At 69.9% G+C, this 17,214-nt stretch carries 17 protein-coding genes; 10 read left to right on the forward strand and 7 right to left on the reverse strand.

What is annotated here, in order from left to right; genetic code table 11:
- Window positions 1-176: 176 nt before the first annotated feature.
- From GA0070608_RS26815 to GA0070608_RS26820, 3 genes are all read right to left on the reverse strand, one after another.
- Window positions 177-1,322: a helix-turn-helix domain-containing protein gene (locus tag GA0070608_RS26815; RefSeq protein WP_091631284.1), complete on the reverse strand. Its 1,146-nt coding sequence runs from the start codon at window positions 1,320-1,322 to the stop codon at window positions 177-179.
- On the reverse strand, window positions 1,309-1,479 hold the full coding sequence (locus tag GA0070608_RS32840) for a hypothetical protein (RefSeq protein ID WP_176733853.1): 171 nt from the start codon (window positions 1,477-1,479) through the stop codon (window positions 1,309-1,311). The genes GA0070608_RS26815 and GA0070608_RS32840 overlap by 14 nt, the downstream gene beginning before the upstream one ends.
- A 129-nt stretch (window positions 1,480-1,608) precedes the next feature.
- Window positions 1,609-2,802: a helix-turn-helix domain-containing protein gene (locus GA0070608_RS26820; RefSeq protein WP_091631286.1), complete on the reverse strand. Its 1,194-nt coding sequence runs from the start codon at window positions 2,800-2,802 to the stop codon at window positions 1,609-1,611.
- Between the two features lie 153 nt (window positions 2,803-2,955).
- On the opposite strand from GA0070608_RS26820, the gene GA0070608_RS26825 reads away from it, so the two are divergent.
- The 4 genes from GA0070608_RS26825 to GA0070608_RS26840 all read left to right on the forward strand — a co-directional run bounded on the left by GA0070608_RS26825 (window position 2,956) and on the right by GA0070608_RS26840 (window position 7,247).
- Window positions 2,956-3,417: a hypothetical protein gene (locus tag GA0070608_RS26825; protein ID WP_091631289.1), complete on the forward strand. Its 462-nt coding sequence runs from the start codon at window positions 2,956-2,958 to the stop codon at window positions 3,415-3,417.
- A gap of 721 nt (window positions 3,418-4,138) precedes the next feature.
- Complete coding sequence (locus GA0070608_RS26830) at window positions 4,139-5,662, forward strand: carboxypeptidase-like regulatory domain-containing protein (protein ID WP_091631292.1); 1,524 nt, start codon at window positions 4,139-4,141, stop codon at window positions 5,660-5,662.
- 97 nt (window positions 5,663-5,759) lie between these two features.
- Window positions 5,760-6,599, forward strand: coding sequence for a helix-turn-helix domain-containing protein (locus tag GA0070608_RS26835; protein ID WP_245715962.1), 840 nt, complete (start codon window positions 5,760-5,762; stop codon window positions 6,597-6,599).
- A gap of 66 nt (window positions 6,600-6,665) precedes the next feature.
- Window positions 6,666-7,247, forward strand: a complete 582-nt coding sequence (locus GA0070608_RS26840) for a dihydrofolate reductase family protein (protein WP_091631297.1) — start codon at window positions 6,666-6,668, stop codon at window positions 7,245-7,247.
- A gap of 146 nt (window positions 7,248-7,393) precedes the next feature.
- On the opposite strand, the gene GA0070608_RS26845 is transcribed toward GA0070608_RS26840, so the two are convergent.
- Window positions 7,394-8,590, reverse strand: a complete 1,197-nt coding sequence (locus GA0070608_RS26845) for an epoxide hydrolase family protein (RefSeq protein WP_091631300.1) — start codon at window positions 8,588-8,590, stop codon at window positions 7,394-7,396.
- A gap of 164 nt (window positions 8,591-8,754) precedes the next feature.
- The gene (locus tag GA0070608_RS26850; RefSeq protein WP_091631303.1) at window positions 8,755-9,303 is read right to left on the reverse strand and encodes a YciI family protein; all 549 of its coding nucleotides are present in this window, start codon (window positions 9,301-9,303) and stop codon (window positions 8,755-8,757) included.
- A gap of 100 nt (window positions 9,304-9,403) precedes the next feature.
- On the opposite strand from GA0070608_RS26850, the gene GA0070608_RS26855 reads away from it, so the two are divergent.
- From GA0070608_RS26855 to GA0070608_RS32845, 6 genes are all read left to right on the forward strand, one after another.
- On the forward strand, window positions 9,404-10,279 hold the full coding sequence (locus tag GA0070608_RS26855; RefSeq protein ID WP_091631306.1) for an alpha/beta fold hydrolase: 876 nt from the start codon (window positions 9,404-9,406) through the stop codon (window positions 10,277-10,279).
- A gap of 105 nt (window positions 10,280-10,384) precedes the next feature.
- Window positions 10,385-11,293 carry an ABC transporter ATP-binding protein gene (locus GA0070608_RS26860; protein ID WP_091631309.1) on the forward strand — a complete coding sequence of 303 codons (909 nt, stop codon included), beginning with the start codon at window positions 10,385-10,387 and terminating at the stop codon, window positions 11,291-11,293.
- Window positions 11,294-11,303: 10 nt separating this feature from the next.
- Window positions 11,304-12,044 carry an ABC transporter permease gene (locus GA0070608_RS26865; protein WP_091631312.1) on the forward strand — a complete coding sequence of 247 codons (741 nt, stop codon included), beginning with the start codon at window positions 11,304-11,306 and terminating at the stop codon, window positions 12,042-12,044.
- A gap of 3 nt (window positions 12,045-12,047) precedes the next feature.
- Window positions 12,048-13,325 carry a sensor histidine kinase gene (locus GA0070608_RS26870; RefSeq protein ID WP_091631315.1) on the forward strand — a complete coding sequence of 426 codons (1,278 nt, stop codon included), beginning with the start codon at window positions 12,048-12,050 and terminating at the stop codon, window positions 13,323-13,325.
- On the forward strand, window positions 13,322-13,951 hold the full coding sequence (locus tag GA0070608_RS26875) for a response regulator (protein WP_091631317.1): 630 nt from the start codon (window positions 13,322-13,324) through the stop codon (window positions 13,949-13,951). The genes GA0070608_RS26870 and GA0070608_RS26875 overlap by 4 nt, the downstream gene beginning before the upstream one ends.
- A 128-nt stretch (window positions 13,952-14,079) precedes the next feature.
- A complete protein-coding gene (locus tag GA0070608_RS32845) occupies window positions 14,080-14,919 on the forward strand; it encodes a CHAP domain-containing protein (RefSeq protein WP_176733854.1) in 840 nt (279 codons plus the stop codon).
- Between the two features lie 174 nt (window positions 14,920-15,093).
- On the opposite strand, the gene GA0070608_RS26885 is transcribed toward GA0070608_RS32845, so the two are convergent.
- Both GA0070608_RS26885 and GA0070608_RS26890 read right to left on the reverse strand, forming a co-directional pair.
- Complete coding sequence (locus tag GA0070608_RS26885; protein WP_091631319.1) at window positions 15,094-16,782, reverse strand: hypothetical protein; 1,689 nt, start codon at window positions 16,780-16,782, stop codon at window positions 15,094-15,096.
- A gap of 78 nt (window positions 16,783-16,860) precedes the next feature.
- Window positions 16,861-17,205, reverse strand: coding sequence for a hypothetical protein (locus GA0070608_RS26890; protein ID WP_091631321.1), 345 nt, complete (start codon window positions 17,203-17,205; stop codon window positions 16,861-16,863).
- Window positions 17,206-17,214: the final 9 nt, after the last annotated feature.

Consider the following 17,214-nt stretch of genomic DNA (forward strand, 5'->3'; position numbering starts at 1 on the left):
CCGCGGTCAGCACCCGAGGATGCGTTCGTCCGGCCGCAGACGCGGCGGGACGACAGAGCTATGAACTCAGTGGCTCAGGGGGCTGACGGCGTGAGCGAAAGCCCCCACCCTGGATGCCTCAGGACTCGACATGGACCACACGTTACCAACGCGGACCCTGCCGACGTAGAAGTAGGTCAACGGGTCAGGCCCACCAGCGTCGCCAGCCGTGCCACGCCGGCCGGTGCCGGGTGCGCCCGCGCCAACTCGGCCAGCACCGTACGCGCCGCCGGCCGGCACCGAACCTCCGCCGGCGCGAGCCCGTCCGCGTCCACCAGCACCCGCCCGGCCCCACGCAGGTCACCGAGTTGGAGGTACGCCCGCGCGGCGTCCACCAGGTACGCCGCCCGGTATTCAACCGGCAACCGCCGCCACGCCTCCCGCCGTACCACCTGCTCGTGCCGGAGGACCGCCTCCCCGGCGTCGCCCGACTCGACCGCCACCACCACCCGGGCCAGCGCGACGGCGGCCGACCCGAACGCGGTCCGGTGCGGGTCGTCGGCCGCGATCCCGGCGGCGAGCCCCGCCGCCCGGTCCGTCAGCTCCCCGGCCCGCCCGGCGTCGCCGCAGCCGGCGGCGGCCAGGGCCGCCTGGAGCAGCAGCGTCCCGTGCACCGCCTCCGACGCGGACCCGACGCGACGCGCGGCGGCCGTCGTCGCCACCAGCGCCAACCGGTCACGGCCCAGCGCCCGCAGCGCCTGCCCCACCGACACGGCCGCCGCCCCCGCCAGCGCCGGATCCGCGCTGGCCACCGCCATCGCCCGGTCCGCGGCCAGCCACCCCAGGTCGGCCTCGCCGAGCTTCACCAACACCGAAGACGTGATCCGGTACGCCTGCACCAACAGCTCCGGCTCCGCCGCCCGCATCCCCTGCGCCGCGCCCAGCAACCTCGGCAGCAGCCGCACCACCTGGGCGTAGTGCGCGTGCTGAAAGGTCAGCCAGGCGTACGCGACCTGCCGGCCCGTCTCCGCCACGCACACCGTCGCCGGGTGGTCGTCGTAGCGGGCGAGCGCCCCCCGCACCGCGTCCACCCCGTCGAGCGGGCCGACCATTGTCGACGGTGACGGCCGGTGCTCGCCGAGCAACACCAACGGATCGACCCGCAGCACCCCGGCGACCTCCCGGATCACCGGATACCGGTCCAGCGGCCGGACACCCCGCTCGGTCTTGTCCACCCAACTCTTCGACCTGCCGAGCCGGTCGGCGAACATCTGCTGGGTCATCCGCCGCCGCACCCGCCAGCGTGCCACGCGGCGACCGATCGGCTCGTCAACGCTGGTCACGCCGCCACCGCCGGTCCGGCACCGCCCGCGTGGTCTCCTCCACCGGTACGCGCTCCGCCTCGGCCTGCGCGAGCAGCCGCCGCTTGGCAGCCTCCCGCTCGGCAGCGTCGACCTGCTCACCCCGACTCTGCGCCGACTTGTCGTCCTGATGGTCCACGCTGCCTCCGCTGGTACAGGATCCAGCGGCGATACGTCGAGTGACCGTAACGCCGCGTCCGACTCAAGGAGGCGATCGCCTCCCGAATCGGACACTAGGGCGGCACGGTAATTGATCCATTACCAGCAGTTATACAGCCAGGCTGATGCCCATCCGGCCAGCGAGCGACCGCAGGTCGTCCGGGACGGCGCGGCGCTTCGCCCGCTGTGCCAGCGCGACCACCGCATCCCTGGCAAGAGGATTCAACACGAACGGCACCGGTGCGGCCTGCTCCGCCTGCACGAACGCCGCCAGCGCCTCAGCATCCCGGCGGCCCCCGTCCGCCAGTGCACGGCCGAGGTCAAGCCAGTACGACTGTTGGCGAATCGATGCCGTCAGAACCTGCGGTCGAACTTTTCGGGATAGTTCGATCACCCGACCGGACTCGCCCTGCTCTGCCGCGATGGTCATCTCCCAGAGCCCCACATTGGTCGGTCCAAATCCGCAACCGTTGAAGCCAGCCCCGTCGGGCGGATCTCCGAGGCTCGCAGCCTCGCGTGTCGCCTCCGTCAGGTGGTCTCGGGCATCATCCGGACGACCACTCACCGTGGAGGTCAACGCGGCGGAAAGGTGTAGCTGACCCAGCATCTGCCGGACACGGACGTCGGCGGCGCGAGCCTGGAGTTCCGTCAGTGCACGGTCAGCCGCCCTCGCAGCAAGCCGCGCCGACTCGATCGGCAGACTTTGGGCGTAGGCGAATCTGGACGCCCCTATCCACGCTGGATTCTGAACGTCGTAAGCGGCCGACACGGCAACCCGGGCCGCGTTCAGCGCTAGATGTCGATATCCGAGATTCCGCAGGCATGTCGAGGCTTGGTAGGCCACCTGGGTAAGCAATACGCCACCCACGGCGGCGGCATCCAGCAGCAGTCCCGGCAGCATCCGCGCCATCGTCGGATGGTGGCACGCGGTGCGAAGCTGGTCGCAGCGCGCAATGTCGGCGGCGAGCTGTTTCCTGGTACGGGTCGGAGATCGGCGCTCGCCGTCCTCGATCTCGATCAGGGCAGACCAGATCGCCGGTACCCACTCGGCGGCACCGTCACGGGCAGGGCTGCCCGGTTCCGTGCCCTGCCCGAGCAGGTCGGCCACCGTGACCTGTAGGGCGGCGGCGAGCGCGACCAGAGTGGAGCGGCGATCGATGGTTTTCCGGCCCGACTCGATCTGCGACACGTAGGACTGGCTGACGCCAGCAAGCCCGGCGAGGACGGCTTGGGTCATGCCCCCACGGCGCATCCGCCAGTACCGGATTCTCGCGCCAACGGTGTCGGTCTTCTTGATGACCATGGCTTCGTCTGCTTCCCAGGTAGAGGACTGGGACCGCGGCCATCAGCACTCGCTGATGCGGCCGTAGTTGGACCGTACACCGCTACAGGCTCCGAGTGACGCCACAAGTTGGGCGTGCCCCTCGCCGTCGTACCTGCAAGTCATTATCAGAGCATGGCGGCTACCTCGGAGCAGGCGGAGCACTCGATCCAGATGCTGATCAGCGACTGGTTACTCATCGACGGGACCATGGACAACCACGTCCATTCGGCCATCGATGGTGCTGTGCCAGTCGGCTGGGAGGAAGGGCCGAGCTGGGATACCGAAGCGGAGATGGAGACGACGAAACTGCCGACGGTGGCCCAGTTGGGTACCAGCATTCGCCAGGCAGGCTGGGACCAGATTCTGGGGTGGCCGCATGATGCCGAGGGTTTCCGAAGGTGGCCAGCTCCTGGACAAATGGCGACGATGACTCTAACCAACGTCCAATGGGACCTGGTTATCTTCGCTTTGAATTACTGGGCAGACGTCGATGTGCGCTTGTCCGACGCCGAGGGAGCGGCAAGGTCTCGGGCCATCGCCACCGTCATCGGGCAACTGCTTGCCGAACAGCGCTGGTCGCCAGAGTCGCAATGACGCACCCGTACGCCGTCGTGCGTGGCGACGAACTCGGTGCGCTCATCTGTAGCCGCGATCCGGGCGTGGGCCGTGTCTGATGCGTGGCCCGCCCGCGCCTTCAGCAAGTCGTTAACCAGCCGTGTTGCGACGACCCTCAGAATCCGTCCCGCAAGGGTAGGAACAGCTTGCCACTCGAATCGAGCCGGTTACCTGCTTAAGGTGACCAGCTCGACGCCTCTACCGACGCGGGGGTTACTCGCCGCCTTCCGGGCGTGCACCGCCTGGCTCGATTCTCGGGGCTCCAAGCCTCGGCCTTTCACGGCGGCCGTGACCTTGGATGTCGAGAATGCCTCGTCGTATAGACCGACTGCGGATGCACGCTGGCCTATCATGGCTTCTTGCATAGGCGCGAGCCTCCACGGAAAGGCATGGCGCGACGCGCGGGCCAAGGTGCTCAGTTCGACTCAGCAGCGCTGCCTGCTGGCCCGCCGGCCGCGACACGCCGAGGTCTTCCCGAGGTGGAGATTCGGGGTCCGGCACCAACATGTCGCCTGCGCAGCCGCCCGCAGATGCCTCGAAAAACGGCACCGTCCGTGTCCGTCACCTGACACGGAGTGTCGGGGTCCGTGGTTAGGCTGCTCTGACGTCCGAAAGGGAGCCCGGCTTCGCCGCTACCGGAGGTGCCACCACCATGGACAGTCGAGCAGCACGCCCCATCAGACGTACCGGAACTCTACTTTTGGCGGCACTGAGCGCGCTCCTGCTGATCGGCGTCGACGCGGTGCTCAGGCCGGTCGCGCCGGTCCGGGCCGGCAGCGCCGCCGCGACGGTCATCGGCACCCTGGCCGAAAGGTCGGGCCGGCCAGCCGCCCGCGTGCGGGTCACCATGGAGCCGAGCAACGGCGCCGGGAGCCCGACGTACTCGGCCACCACCGACCGGGCCGGGCGGTGGCGGGTGTCCGGCGCGTTGGCCGGGCGCTACCGGATCACCTACCACCTGCCCGGCGCCTCCGCGCCCCGCTACTACCCGGGCCGCGTCTCGCACCCCTTGGGATTCGTCGCCGTTCCGGCCCGCGGCCGGCTCGTCGTCAACGACGTCCTGCCCCGAGCCGGCCGGATTCGGTTCGTGGCGGCCGACGCGGCCACCGGGGTCAGGGTGCGGGAGTTCTGTGTGCAGAACCCGCTGGAGCTCGGCTTCTACTGCACCAACCCCTCGGGGCCATTCCCCGACGGGTATGTCGACCTGGAGTTGCCGCCCGGCAAGTACCGGTTCACCGGTTACGCGACCGACGGCGTGCACGAGGGCGCGATGGTCGACGCGACCGCGGTCGACGGCCGGACGACCCGGGCGACGCTGCCGGTCCAGCCGCCCGGCGCCGAACTGAAGGTGGTGGTGCGGGACCGGGTGACCGGCGCGCCGGTGCCCAACGCGGCGGTGCGCGCCATGCCGGTGGACAAGCGGTTCCCTGATGTCTACGACGTCACCGAGATCTCCGACGAGCAGGGGGTGGTGCGGTTCCGGAGTCTCTTCCCGGACCGGTACCACCTCTGGGCGGGCGCCGGTGGAGGCGTATACGGCGCGCAGTGGGTCGGCCCGAACGGTGGCACCGGCGACCGCGCCAAGGCGCTGGTGGTCGAGCCGGGGCCCGGGGTCACCACACTGCCCGACATCATGCTGGACGGGGCGGGGTCGATCACCGGGACGATCACCGACCGGGCCACCGGCCAGCCGGTGTCGGTGACCGTCGCCCTGACGACCTTCGACCCGTTCTGGTACGAGACCACGCCCAAGGTTCCCGGCAACGGCGCGTACACCTTCAGCGGGCTCGGCCCGTACGAGTGGTCCCTGGCGTTCATTCCCCCGGGCAACGGCGGACCCGGCAGTCCGTACGCCATCCAGTGGTCCGGTGGGGCGCCGAACAGCATCAAGGCGGCCCGGATCAAGGTCGTCGCCGGTGGCACGACCGTGGCGAACGAGCGGATGAGCGCCGGTACGGCCGTCTCCGGCAAGGCCAACGGCCTTCCGAAGTACGAATACGCCGGCCCTCTCTACGCCTACAACGCCGACACCGGCGACATCGTCGCGGTCGACGAGAACGTCGAGGACGGCCGGTACGACATCCGGCTCGTGCCCGGCCAGCGCGTCCGGTTCTGCCTGTCCACGGTCCGCTGCCACCCCGACTTCACCCGGCTGGCCGACGCCACCGCCTTCCGGGTGGGTACCCGCCCGTTCACCGTCGACTTCCCCGGCTGGCGCCGCTGAGCCGGGACCCTCGCACTCGCGCCGCTGCCCGGTTTACGGACTCTTCACAATACAAAGTGTCTTCGGTGATGCTGATGGCGTCTGCGATGCTGTGGGCGTGGAGTACGTGTCCAGAGTGCCGCGACCGCCGCTGGACGGGCTGATGGATGACCTCTACTACCTGGAGGGTACGTCGCCGTACGCCCGGCTGACGCTGCCGCCGATGCCGTCGGCGTTGCTCATCGTCAACCTCGGGGCGCCGTTCCGCATCCGCGCCGGCACCGACATCGAGACGGCCGAGTACGCCGACGGCTGCGTGGTCACCATGCCCACCCGCGCCTTCGAGTTCGGTTATCCGCCGGAGACCCGGTCAGTCGGCGTGCACTTCAAGCCGTGGGGGCTGGCGCCGTTCCTGCCGATGCCCGCGGCCGAGCTGTGTGACCGGCCGGTAACAATGGAGCAGGTTTGGGGCCGGCCCGCCATTGCTGAGCTGCGAGACCGGCTGGCCACGGCGGACGGACCGCACGAGATGCTGACGCTGCTCGAGGAGGAGCTGATGCGACGGCTGTGCGAAACCGCCGGCCTGGGGCTGGTCCGCCATACGAGCAGCGTCATCGCGGCGACCAGCGGGACGGTGGCGATCGGCGACCTGAGCGTGGCAGCCGGTGTCAGCAGCACTCATCTGGCACAGCGGTTCAAGGAGCTCATCGGCGTGACGCCGAAGCGGCTGGCCCGCACCTACCGCTTCGCCGCCACCGTGTTCGCGATCAACCCCGCCGGACCGATCGACTGGGGCGACCTCGCCGGTTGCGCAGGCTACTTCGACCAGGCCCACTTCGGCCACGAGTTCCGGGCGTTCACCGGGCTCACGCCGACCCGGTACGTCGAAGTCCGGCGGCGGTTCCTGCGCGAACATCCCGGCCACGTGCTGGACAGCTGGCCGCTGCCGGCCGATTGATTTCTTACAAGAGCGACAGGTCACGACACGCTAGTTTGGGGGCACCCTAAAGCAGAGGAGAGCCGCGTGGGCAAGGTGGTCATGTACAGCTCGGTGTCGGTGGACGGCTTCGTCGCGGACGAGAATGACCAGCCCGGACCGCTGTTCGACTGGTTGTCCAGCGGTGACGTCCCGTTGGACGAGAGCGGCGAGCTGAAGGTGTCGCAGACGTCCTACGACTACACCCGGCCGTACTGGGACCAGATCGGGGTGACAGTCGTCGGCCGCCACGTCTTCGACCTGACGGACGGCTGGGACGGGAAGCCGCCGGGCGGGATCGACCACGTGGTCGTCGTGACGCACCGGCCGGAGCCCGAGGGCTGGGACCCCGAGGCGCCGTTTCACTTCGTCGACGGCGTCGAGGCAGCCGTGGCCAAAGCACAGGAGCTTGCGGGTGACCGCATGGTCGAGGTCGCCGCTGGCGACGTCGGTGGCCAGGTGCTTGCCGCGGGCCTGGTCGACGAGGTGCGCATGGACGTCGTACCCGTGGTGTTCGGGTCCGGCAAGCGCTACTTCGGGTCGGTCCACGCGCAGCACCTGTTGGAGGATCCTGACGTGGTGATTCAGGGCAACCGGGTGCTTCACCTGCGCTATCGGGTGCGCCGTTGATCGATCTGAGCGGGTACGCGAAGAAGTCCACTGCGAACGGTGACACAAGATCGGGCCTCCGGCTGCGTTTGCGCAGGTACCTCCATCCTCGGAAGACCTCGACACCTACCCCGGGACCGACGCGCCAGCCACCATCCAACCAGCGACTACACCCTCAACTGTGAAGAGCCGGTATACGCGGCCCCGCCGCGCAGCGGCCGGAAGAAGTCTCGCAGGTCGTTGGCGAGCACGTCGGGTTCCTCCAGGGGCAGGAAGTGGCCCCCGCGGGTCGGGCCGCGCCATTGGCGCAGGTCACGATAGACGCGCTCGGCGTACTCGCGGGGGTAGTGCCGGTCCTCCAGGGTGAGCCGGACTCCCGCTGGCACGTCGACAGCCTCCAGGGGCGGAGTCCGGGAGTCGTCGTAGTAGGGCCGGAAGGATGAGCCGATCGTCCCGGTCGCCCAGTACAGCGTGACGACGGTGAGCAGGAGGTCTTTGCTGAACCGGGATTCCAGGTCTCCGTCGCAGTCGCCCCAGGCCCGGTACTTCTCCACGATCCAGGCCGCCAGGCCGGCGGGAGAGTCGAGCAGGGCCGCGGCGAGGGTGTCCGGTCGGGTGCTCTGGATGGCGGCGTAGCCGTCGTCGCTGCCATCGTGCTCGTTTGATCGCGCTGTCAGGTAGGCCTGCTCGGCTGCGGACAACGGATGGGCGTCGTCGAGGACGGGGTGCAGGTTCGGATGGTGGGTGTGGATCCCGACCACCCGCTGCGGGTGCCGGGCGCCGAGGAAGCCGGTGACATGAGAGCCGATGTCGCCGCCGTACGCGCCGAACGTGGAGTAGCCCAGGACATCGGCCATCAGCCGGGCCCACAGGTCGGCAACCACCGGAGGGGTCACCGGGCCGTGGCCCGGCAGGTCCGAGAACAGGAAGCCGGGCAGGGACGGAACGACGACGTCAAAGGCGTCGTCCTGATCGCCGCCGTAGGCGGCGGGGTCGGCCAGCCGCGCCGCCAGCGGCAACATCTCCACGAAGCTGCTGGGCCAGCCGTGGGTGAGCACCAGCGGCAGCGGTGGGCGGGCGCCGCTGGAGGTGGCGGCACGCAGGTGTACGAAGTGCAGCTGCGCGCCGTCCAGGGTGGCGGTGTAGTGCGGCACCGCGTTGAGTTCGCGTTCCCGGGCACGCCAGTCGAAGTCGCTGCGCCAGTAGGTCACCAGCTCGCGCAGGTAGCCCGGATCCGTGCCGGCACTCCACCCGCTCGCGGTGGGGCGGGGGAAGCGGGTGCGCGCCAACCGCTCGGCCAGGTCGGCCAGCAGGTCGTCGGGGACGTCGATGGCGAATGGCACAGCCTGCGGCAGGGACGACATGAAGGTGGCCTCCGTGACCTGGGACGGATGAGATCCATATTCCCCAGGTCAGCTCGCCATGTCGGCTCGCCCGATGGCTGCAAGGGAAGCGACTCGGATGCTACCGGCCAGGACGCTGCCTGAATAGTGGGCCCGTGCCCAGCAGGCCGGCGCCTCCGGGTTCGTCACGCCCGGCCGCCGAACGTCCAGTTGTGGACTTCGATCTCGGCGTACCGGTCCGGAGTCAGCACGGCACGCGCCTCGTCCGGGTCCTCCGCCCGCACCAGCACTGCCGTACCCACCCAGGTGGCACCGTCATCGGACAGCAGCGGCCCGTACGCGATCAGGTCGTCGCGGTCCGCGCTCACGTCCAGGTCGGCGGGCTGTCCCGCACCGAGGCCGAGCACCAGGTACCGGTTTCCCCCGGTCCGGCCGCCGGGAAAGTCCCACATGGTGCGGCCCAGCAGGTTGCGCCATCGGCGCAGCAGCACGTCCCGGTACACACCGGCCTGGTAGCCGGGCTCGTCGAAGGCGAACATCCGGGCGGCGGCGGCATCGGGCAGGTCGACGACGTGCACGCTGCCGGTGGGCGTCTCTCCGTCGGCGGCGAGGGTAGGGCCACGCGCGATCATCTCCGCCGCGTACCGGTCCATGTAGGACCAGTGTTCTTCCAGCAAATCGAGCCGCAGGGCCAGGGATTCGCGCCGGTCTCGGTGGAAACAGAAGAACTCCATGCCGTGGATGTTGACATCGACACCGGCCGTCGAGGCGGATGGGTGCCACTGCCCGCGTGTGGCACTCGACCTGTCACCCCTCGGTCGTAGGCTCGCTGGCATGACGACGACAGAGACCCGTACCCTCGCCGCACCCGGTGTCGACCTGGTCTACGACGTGCGCGGCCCGCAGTCGGCCACCGGCGGGCACCGCACGCTGCTCATGATCGGCCAACCGATGGCTGCGGACGGCTTCGGCTCGCTCGCCGCCCACTTCACCGACCGCCCGGCCGTCACCTACGACCCGCGCGGTCTGGGCCGCAGCGTACGAACGGACGGCCGGTCGGACCACACGCCGCAGCAACAGGCAGCCGACCTGCACCTGCTGATCGAGGCGCTCGGCGGCGCTCCGGTCGACGTGTTCGCCAGCAGCGGCGGTGCGGTGACCGCACTGGAACTGGTCGCGTCCCACCCGGGGGATGTGGTCACGTTGGTGGCGCACGAGCCGCCGATCAACTCCGTGCTCCCCGACGCCGCAGCCGCCGACCGCGCGAGGGCCGGCTTCAACGAGGCGTACCAGGCGAAGGGCACCGGCGCGGGCATGGCCGCCTTCATGGCCATGGTCTCCTGGCAGGGCGAGTTCACCGACGAATACTTCGCCCAGCCCGCGCCCGACCCGGCGGCGTTCGGCCTGCCGACCGAGGACGACGGCTCCCGCGACGACCCGCTGCTGTCGAGAAACTCCTGGGCGGTCACCGACTACCGGCCCGACGCGGCGGCGCTCACCGCGGCACCGACCCGGATCGTGATCGCGGTCGGCGAGGAGACGGCGGGGACGTACACCGCGCGCACGGCCGTCGCCACGGCGGCGCTGCTCGGCCAGGAGGCCGTGGTGTTCCCGAGCCACCACGGCGGCTTCCTCGGCGGCGAGTTCGGTTACGCCGGCAAACCCGCCGAGTTCGCGGCCAAGCTGCGGGAGGTGCTGGACGCCAGCTGACCCGGGCATCAACCGATCGGTTGACCGCAGCACCCATCGGGTTCCGCACCAGCCCTCGCCGGGCAGTCGATTCGGCGCACCCGTGCCGGACGGCACGCTTCAGTCATGGCAATCATCGAGGTAGACAGCCTCGTCAAGCGCTACGGCGACCACACCGTGGTGAACGGGGTCAGCTTTGCCGTCGAGCAGGGCGAGATCTTCGGCATCCTGGGTCCCAACGGGGCCGGCAAGACCACGACCGTCGAGTGCGTCGAGGGGTTACGCACCCCGGACGGCGGCACCATTCGCGTCTGCGGCATCGACCCGCAGCGCGACACCGGGAAGCTGCGGCAACTGCTCGGCGCGCAGCTCCAGGCGAGCGAGCTGCCCGACAAGCTCAAGGTCGGCGAGGCGATGGAGCTGTACAGCTCCTTCTACCGCGAGCCGGCCGACTGGCGGGAGCTGATCGGCACCCTGGGCCTCACCGGCAAGCTCGACACGCAGTTCCGGCGGTTGTCCGGCGGGCAGAAGCAGCGGTTGTCGATCGCGCTCGCGCTGGTCGGCAACCCGAGGGTGGCGGTGCTCGACGAGCTCACCACCGGCCTTGACCCGCAGGCGCGGCGCGACACGTGGGATCTGATCGAGGGCATCCGGGATCGGGGTGTGACGGTCCTGCTGGTGACGCACTTCATGGAGGAGGCGGAACGGCTCTGCGACCGGTTGGCCGTGATCGACTCCGGTCGCCTCGTCGCGCTCGATTCCCCGGCCGGGCTGGTGGCGCGGGTCGACGACCGGCAGCGGATCCGGTTCCGGCCGTCCGTGCCGTTGGACCACGCCGTACTGGCCGCGTTGCCCGAGGTCACGTCGGTCGAGCGGGCCGGCAGCCAGCTCGTGGTGACCGGCACGGGAAACCTGCTGCTCGCCGTGACCACCGTGCTCGCCCGCAACCAGGTCATCGCGGCCGACCTGCGAGTCGAGCAGACCTCACTGGACGATGCGTTCATCGCGCTCACCGGCCGCCCCATCGACGCCTGAGGAGACCACCATGTCCGCTCTGTCCCGGCTCACCGCCACCGAGACCAGACTGTTCTTCCGTGAGCCGATGCTCGTCTTCTTCACGCTCGGATTCCCCCCGCTGCTGCTCGCCATCCTCGGTGCGATTCCGACGTTCCGAGAGCCCGAGGCGACCCTCGGCGGTCTGCGGGTCATCGACCTGTACACGCCCATCATCGTCGCGATGGGCGTCGCCATGTTCGCGCTCAACAGTCTGTCGCAGCTGTTCGCCACCTACCGGGAGAAAGGCGTACTGCGACGCATGCGGACCACCCCGGTCAAGCCGAAGGTCATGCTCGGCGCGCAGCTGCTGATGTCCACGATCATGTCCGTGGTGACGATGTTGGTCGTGCTCGCCGTCGGCCGCCTGGCGTTCGACGTGAGCCTGCCCCGGCAACTGCCGGCCTACCTGACGGGCTACCTGCTGACGGCGCTGGCAATGTTCGCGATCGGTCTGCTCGTCGCCTCGCTCGCGCCAACCGGCAAGAGCGCCGGCGCGATCGGGACTCTGCTGTTCTTCCCGGTCGTGTTCTTCGCCGGTCTCTGGGTGCCGCGCGACAACATGACCGGCGCTCTTCGGACGATCAGCGACTTCACCCCGCTCGGCGCCGGCGTGCAATCATTGCAGGACGCCATGGCCGGTCACTGGCCGCAACTGCTGCACGTGGCCGTCATGCTGGGGTGGACGATCGTGGCCGGTGGGCTGGCCGCGCGATACTTCCGCTGGGAGTAGGTCGTGAGCATCGAGGCCGAGCTGCGTGCGGAGTTCGACCGCTGGGAGCGCAAGGAGATCGCGTTCCTCAGGGTCCTGCCGTACCTCCTCCTGGCGGTCTGCACCCTCGTCACGCTGCTGCTGCCGCTCTGGGGCGTGTCGCTGCACCTCCCAGCGGTGCTCGGGCTCTCGATCGCAGCCATGATCTGGGCGCTCTGGTTCCACCGGCTCCATCCGAGATGGCACCAGAACGCCCCGCTGATGGGCCTTTACTACGTGGGACTGATGGGGCTGGCTGCCGGCCTGGTGGCAATCGCGCCCTGGTACGGCCCCTTCGCCTTCGCCGGCTACCCCCTGGCGTTCCAGTACCTGAGCGGCCACTGGCGGTACGCGGGCGTCGCCGCCACGTCCATGGTCATGGCAGTGTCGTACCTGGGTGGGATGGTCACCACCGCCGCCGGCGGGTGGGCGTGGATCGCCATCAGCCTGATCAGCACGGTGCTGGCCGTGCTGTTCTCCAACTTCGCCGACATCGCCGACCGGCGCGACCACAAGCAGAAGCAGGCGCTCGCCGAGTTGCACGAGGCCAACGTCAAGCTCGAGGCGGCACTGGCGGAGAACGCCGGCCTGCAAGCCCAGCTGCTGGTCCAGGCGCGCGAGGCCGGGGTGCTGGACGAGCGACAGCGGATGGCGCGGGAGATCCACGACACCCTCGCCCAGGGCCTCGCCGGCATTGTCACCCAGCTCCAGGCAGCCGAGCAGACACTGGACGAGCCGCCGACGTTGCGCCGGCACGTGACGAACGCGATAGACCTGGCCCGCGACAGCCTCACCGAGGCCCGCCGGAGTGTTCACGCGGTGCAGCCGGAGGTGCTCGCCGAGGCCCGGCTACCGGACGCGATCAGCGACGTGACCAGGCGCTGGTCGGAGGTGCACCACATCGACGCGGCACTGACCACCACCGGCGACCCTCGGCCGATGCACGCCGACGTCGAGGTGACGCTGCTGCGGGCCGCGCAGGAGGCACTCGCCAACGTGGCCAAGCACGCGCGAGCCAGCCGGGTCGGCCTGACCCTGTCGTACATGGAGGATCTGGTGACGCTGGACGTGCGGGACAACGGGGTGGGCTTCGAGCCGACCGTCAAGCGCGCCAACGGTGCCACGAACGGGGGGTTCGGGCTCACCGGGATGCGGCAGCGGGTACAGCGCCTCGCGGGGCGGCTGGACATCGAGTCGGAACTCGGCGGCGGCACGGCGGTCTCGGCGACCGTGCCGGCGATTCCGGCCGGAGGTGGGCAGTGATCTCACTCCTGATCGTCGACGACCACCCGGTGGTCCGGGACGGACTGCGCGGCATGTTCAGCGCCGACTCGCGCTTCGACGTGCTCGGCGAGGCCGGTGACGGCGCGGAGGCCATCGCTGCCGGGGAGAAGCTCCAACCCGACGTGATCTTGATGGATCTACGGATGCCGAGGACCGACGGCGTCACCGCCATCAGGGAACTGGCGAAACGCGGAGTGCCGGCCCGCGTGCTGGTGCTCACCACGTACGACACGGACAGCGACGTGCTGCCAGCCATCGAGGCCGGCGCCACCGGCTACCTGCTGAAGGACGCGCCGAGGGAAGAGTTGTTCCGCGCGGTGGAGGCGGCCGTACAGGGGCAGGCGGTGCTCTCCCCCGCCGTCGCGACCCGGCTCATGCGGCAGATGCGGCAGCCGGCCTCAGAGCCGCTGTCGCAGCGGGAGCTGGAGGTCCTGGAACTGATCGCCCGCGGCTCGACGAACCGCGAGGCGGCGAAGCAACTGTTCATCAGCGAGGCGACGGTCAAGACGCACCTGCTGCACGCGTACGCGAAGCTCGGCGTCAACGACCGGGCGGCGGCCGTGGCCACCGCGATTTCCCGCGGTTACCTGACGCCACGGGGCTGACGCCTGGGTGACCGGCCCCTCCGGCAGCCAGCCGACGGTGTTTTGCGGCCGTCGGGTGAGGCGAATACGAATTGATCAACAGCTGTAGGGTGGGCCGGTCGACACAAACCCCTGGAAGGAAAGTGGACATGCCCAGGATCACCGTTCGCGTCCTCGGCGCCCTCGGCGCGAGCATGCTCGGCGCAACCCTCGGCGTCCTGGCGGTCGCCGTGCCCGCTCAGGCAGCGTCCCGCGACGGAATCTGCGACACCGGCGAGTTCTGCTACTACTACAACAGCGGCCACGCGGGCTCGATCTCCGACCACACCGGATCACTGGCCAACTACGGCTCGACCCAGCCGGACTGCTACGAGTTCAAGGGGGCCGGCGACGGCCAGGGCCTGTGCGTCAAGAACAACGCCGCCGCCGCGTGGAACCGCACCAGCAACACCGTGCGGGTCTACTACAACAGCGACTACGACGCCTCCTACGCGTACCAGGACCTCGCACCCGGCGCGAAGACGAACCTGAACGCCACGCTGAAGAACAACAACGCCTCCCACCAGCTGATCTCCGGGACGAGCTACCCGGCCAAGGACGACTACCCGTACAAGGGCCAGAGTGCGGAAACCGACCCCTGGTACTTCTGGAAGGGGCAGTGCACCAGTTTCGCGGCCTGGGCGCTGCGGAGCCGGGTCGGCGTGCCCTTCAACAACCAGTACGGCGGGGCCATGTGGGGTAACGCCAAGGACTGGGTCGCCGCCGCCGGGCGCGCCGGCGTACCGGTCCACAACAGCCCGAAGGCCGGTGACATCGCGGTCCGGCTGGGCGGCACCTACGGTCACGTCGCCTTCGTCACCAGCGTCAACTCGAACGGCACCTTCGAGGTCGACGAGTACAACTACAACGTCGCGGTCGCGTACAGCCACCGGACGGTGTCGGTAGGCACCGCCGACAACCAGTTCTCCAAGTTCATCCGCTTCAAGTGACCTTCCGCCCCGCCTGACGGATGCGGGCACGCCGGCCCAACCGGGTGGGCGTGCCCGCATCGGCCGTTTTCGGCAAGCTCATGGGTGCGGCTGCTGCCAGGGCTGGGCGCTTTTCGCTGGCAGGTTTCCCGGGGCCATCGGCGCTCGCCCCCGGGACCCTGGCCACCGGACCAGTTATCTCGGCGCTCCTTCGACCAGACCGCAGTGGCGCGCGATGTCCAGGGCGTCGGGCAACTCGCCGCAGCGAGCCAGCGCCATGGCGGCCCGACCCGCCACCCGCCGCGCATTCTTGGCGTCTGGTACCGCATCGAGCATGGCAGCGAGCAGACCAGCGTCGCCGACCTGCTCAGCGAAGCGCGCTACGGGGACGACCACACGGCGATGGTTGGCGGCGGGCAGCGCCGCCACCGCGTCCGGCACGACCATGCAAGCCTCCGCGTCGAGCGTCGCTAACAAGGCATCGGCGACACTCCAGCCGCCGTCGCGTAACACGCCGCCTACCAGACGAGTGAACAGCTCGCGGTCCCGCGCCAGCAGCCCGGTGCGGCCGGCCAGCCGCGTCAGCACCAGGCACAGCCGCACTTCGGGCGGGCCGCTGACAGCCTGCGCACACACCGAGTCGAGTGCGGTGACGTCCCCAGCGTCGACAAGCGCGGCACCGAGCCCGACGTCGGCCAGCAACTGCCACAGCCGTACGCCCCGCAGGCGCGCCCGTAGCTGCGGCACACGCACATCGACGAGCTCGGCACGCAGCTGTCCGTCAGCCAGGGCATGCGCGAGCGGTACGGCCTCCACGACGACGGCGGCAAGCTCCTGCGGAATGACCCGCGGGTCGGCCAGCACGTCCAGCACAGCGCGGAGCCGCTCCGGGGTCGCCGCCTCGCGCCGGCCGCCGAGCCAGCGCAGCACCTCACGAGCGAGCGGTCCCGGCCCGTAGCCCGACACGCGGCAGTCCCGCATCCGACTCAGGACGGCAAGCGCGTCATCGACCCGGTCCACCGCCAGGAACAGCTGCGCGAACCGGTGCTGGTAGATCATCTGCTCGTCGCGTCCGCGGCCACTCTTCGGGCACTTCCGGAACGCCGCCACGAGCGCCTTCGCGCGCGCGGCCGGGAGTCCGGGCGTCGCGAGTGTCAGCAGCGCACGCTGCTGTTGATTCGAGCCGAGCCGGATCGCCAGCGCGAAGGCGTCATCAAACCGGCCCGCCGTGAGGAACGCGACGACGAGCCGCTCACCGTCGACATCCTCGACGGTGCCGCAGCGCCGATCAGCCTCAGCCAGGCCGAGGGGCCCCAACAGGGCAGCCGCCGCAGCAAGGCGGGGCCGGTCGTCCTCGTGCAGCAGCGCCGACCAGCGGTCGAGGTACGTGGGTTCACCGACGTGCGCCTCAGCCAGCACCGCGAACACCGCCGAGATCCGCGCGACCCGGAAGTGCGCCAACCCACGATCCTCGTTCGGCCGAACCACCAGCACGGCCCGAAGCAGCGCCGCCTCCGCGTCGGGGTCACCGGCCGCGAGTCGCGCCAGCGTCCCGGCGACCGCGTGGTCGGGATCGTTGCGCCCGCTGACGAGCGGACGGTACGGGTGCTCGCCGTCGAGCGCGGCGGTCGCGACCCGCACCGCCTGCTCGCCGGTGAGAACTCGGGGCGCCACCGCAGCGAACTCCTTCGGCAGCCAGCCGTCCAGGCATGCCATCAGCTCCTCGGCCGCACCGGCGTGGTCGCCGCCGTCGAACCGGGCCGCTGCCCACTCGACCCGGTCAGCCGGATCCGCCCTCCACTCGGACTGCACTGTGCCGGAGCGTGCGAGCGCGGCGCGGGCGTGGTTCGCGAGGTCGTTGGAGGTGATCAAGTCAACCGGCACCCGCCGACTCTACTCACCACTCCAGTCGTACTCGCGGTGCCGTAATGGCGCGGGGAGATCCAGAGCTCGGTCTGGTGGCTACGGGTCCGACCGCCGGGGCGGCCGAGAGCCGACCGGGGGTGAGTCGTCCGCAAGCCGGACGCGCTTTCGCCACCGGTAGTGACGCCACGCACCTACGGTGACGGCCACGGCAACGATCAGCACGATGGCGCCCTTCCAGGCACGCTCGAACCACCACCTGTCGTTGCCCAACAAGGCATCCCCGGCCGCCATCAGCCACAGCCCCACCCACGCCCACTGCCAGCCGCGTGGCCGCGAGAATTCGTCAGGCGGCTTGAAGAACGCGACGGACACGGCGACTGCGGTGCCGATGACGGCGATCAGCGGCATTCCGATGCGCCAGGCGGCGTCCCACAGCGACACGGGTCAATC

It is taken from the genome of Micromonospora peucetia (assembly GCF_900091625.1).
In the GTDB taxonomy this organism is placed as follows: Bacteria; Actinomycetota; Actinomycetes; order Mycobacteriales; family Micromonosporaceae; genus Micromonospora; species Micromonospora peucetia.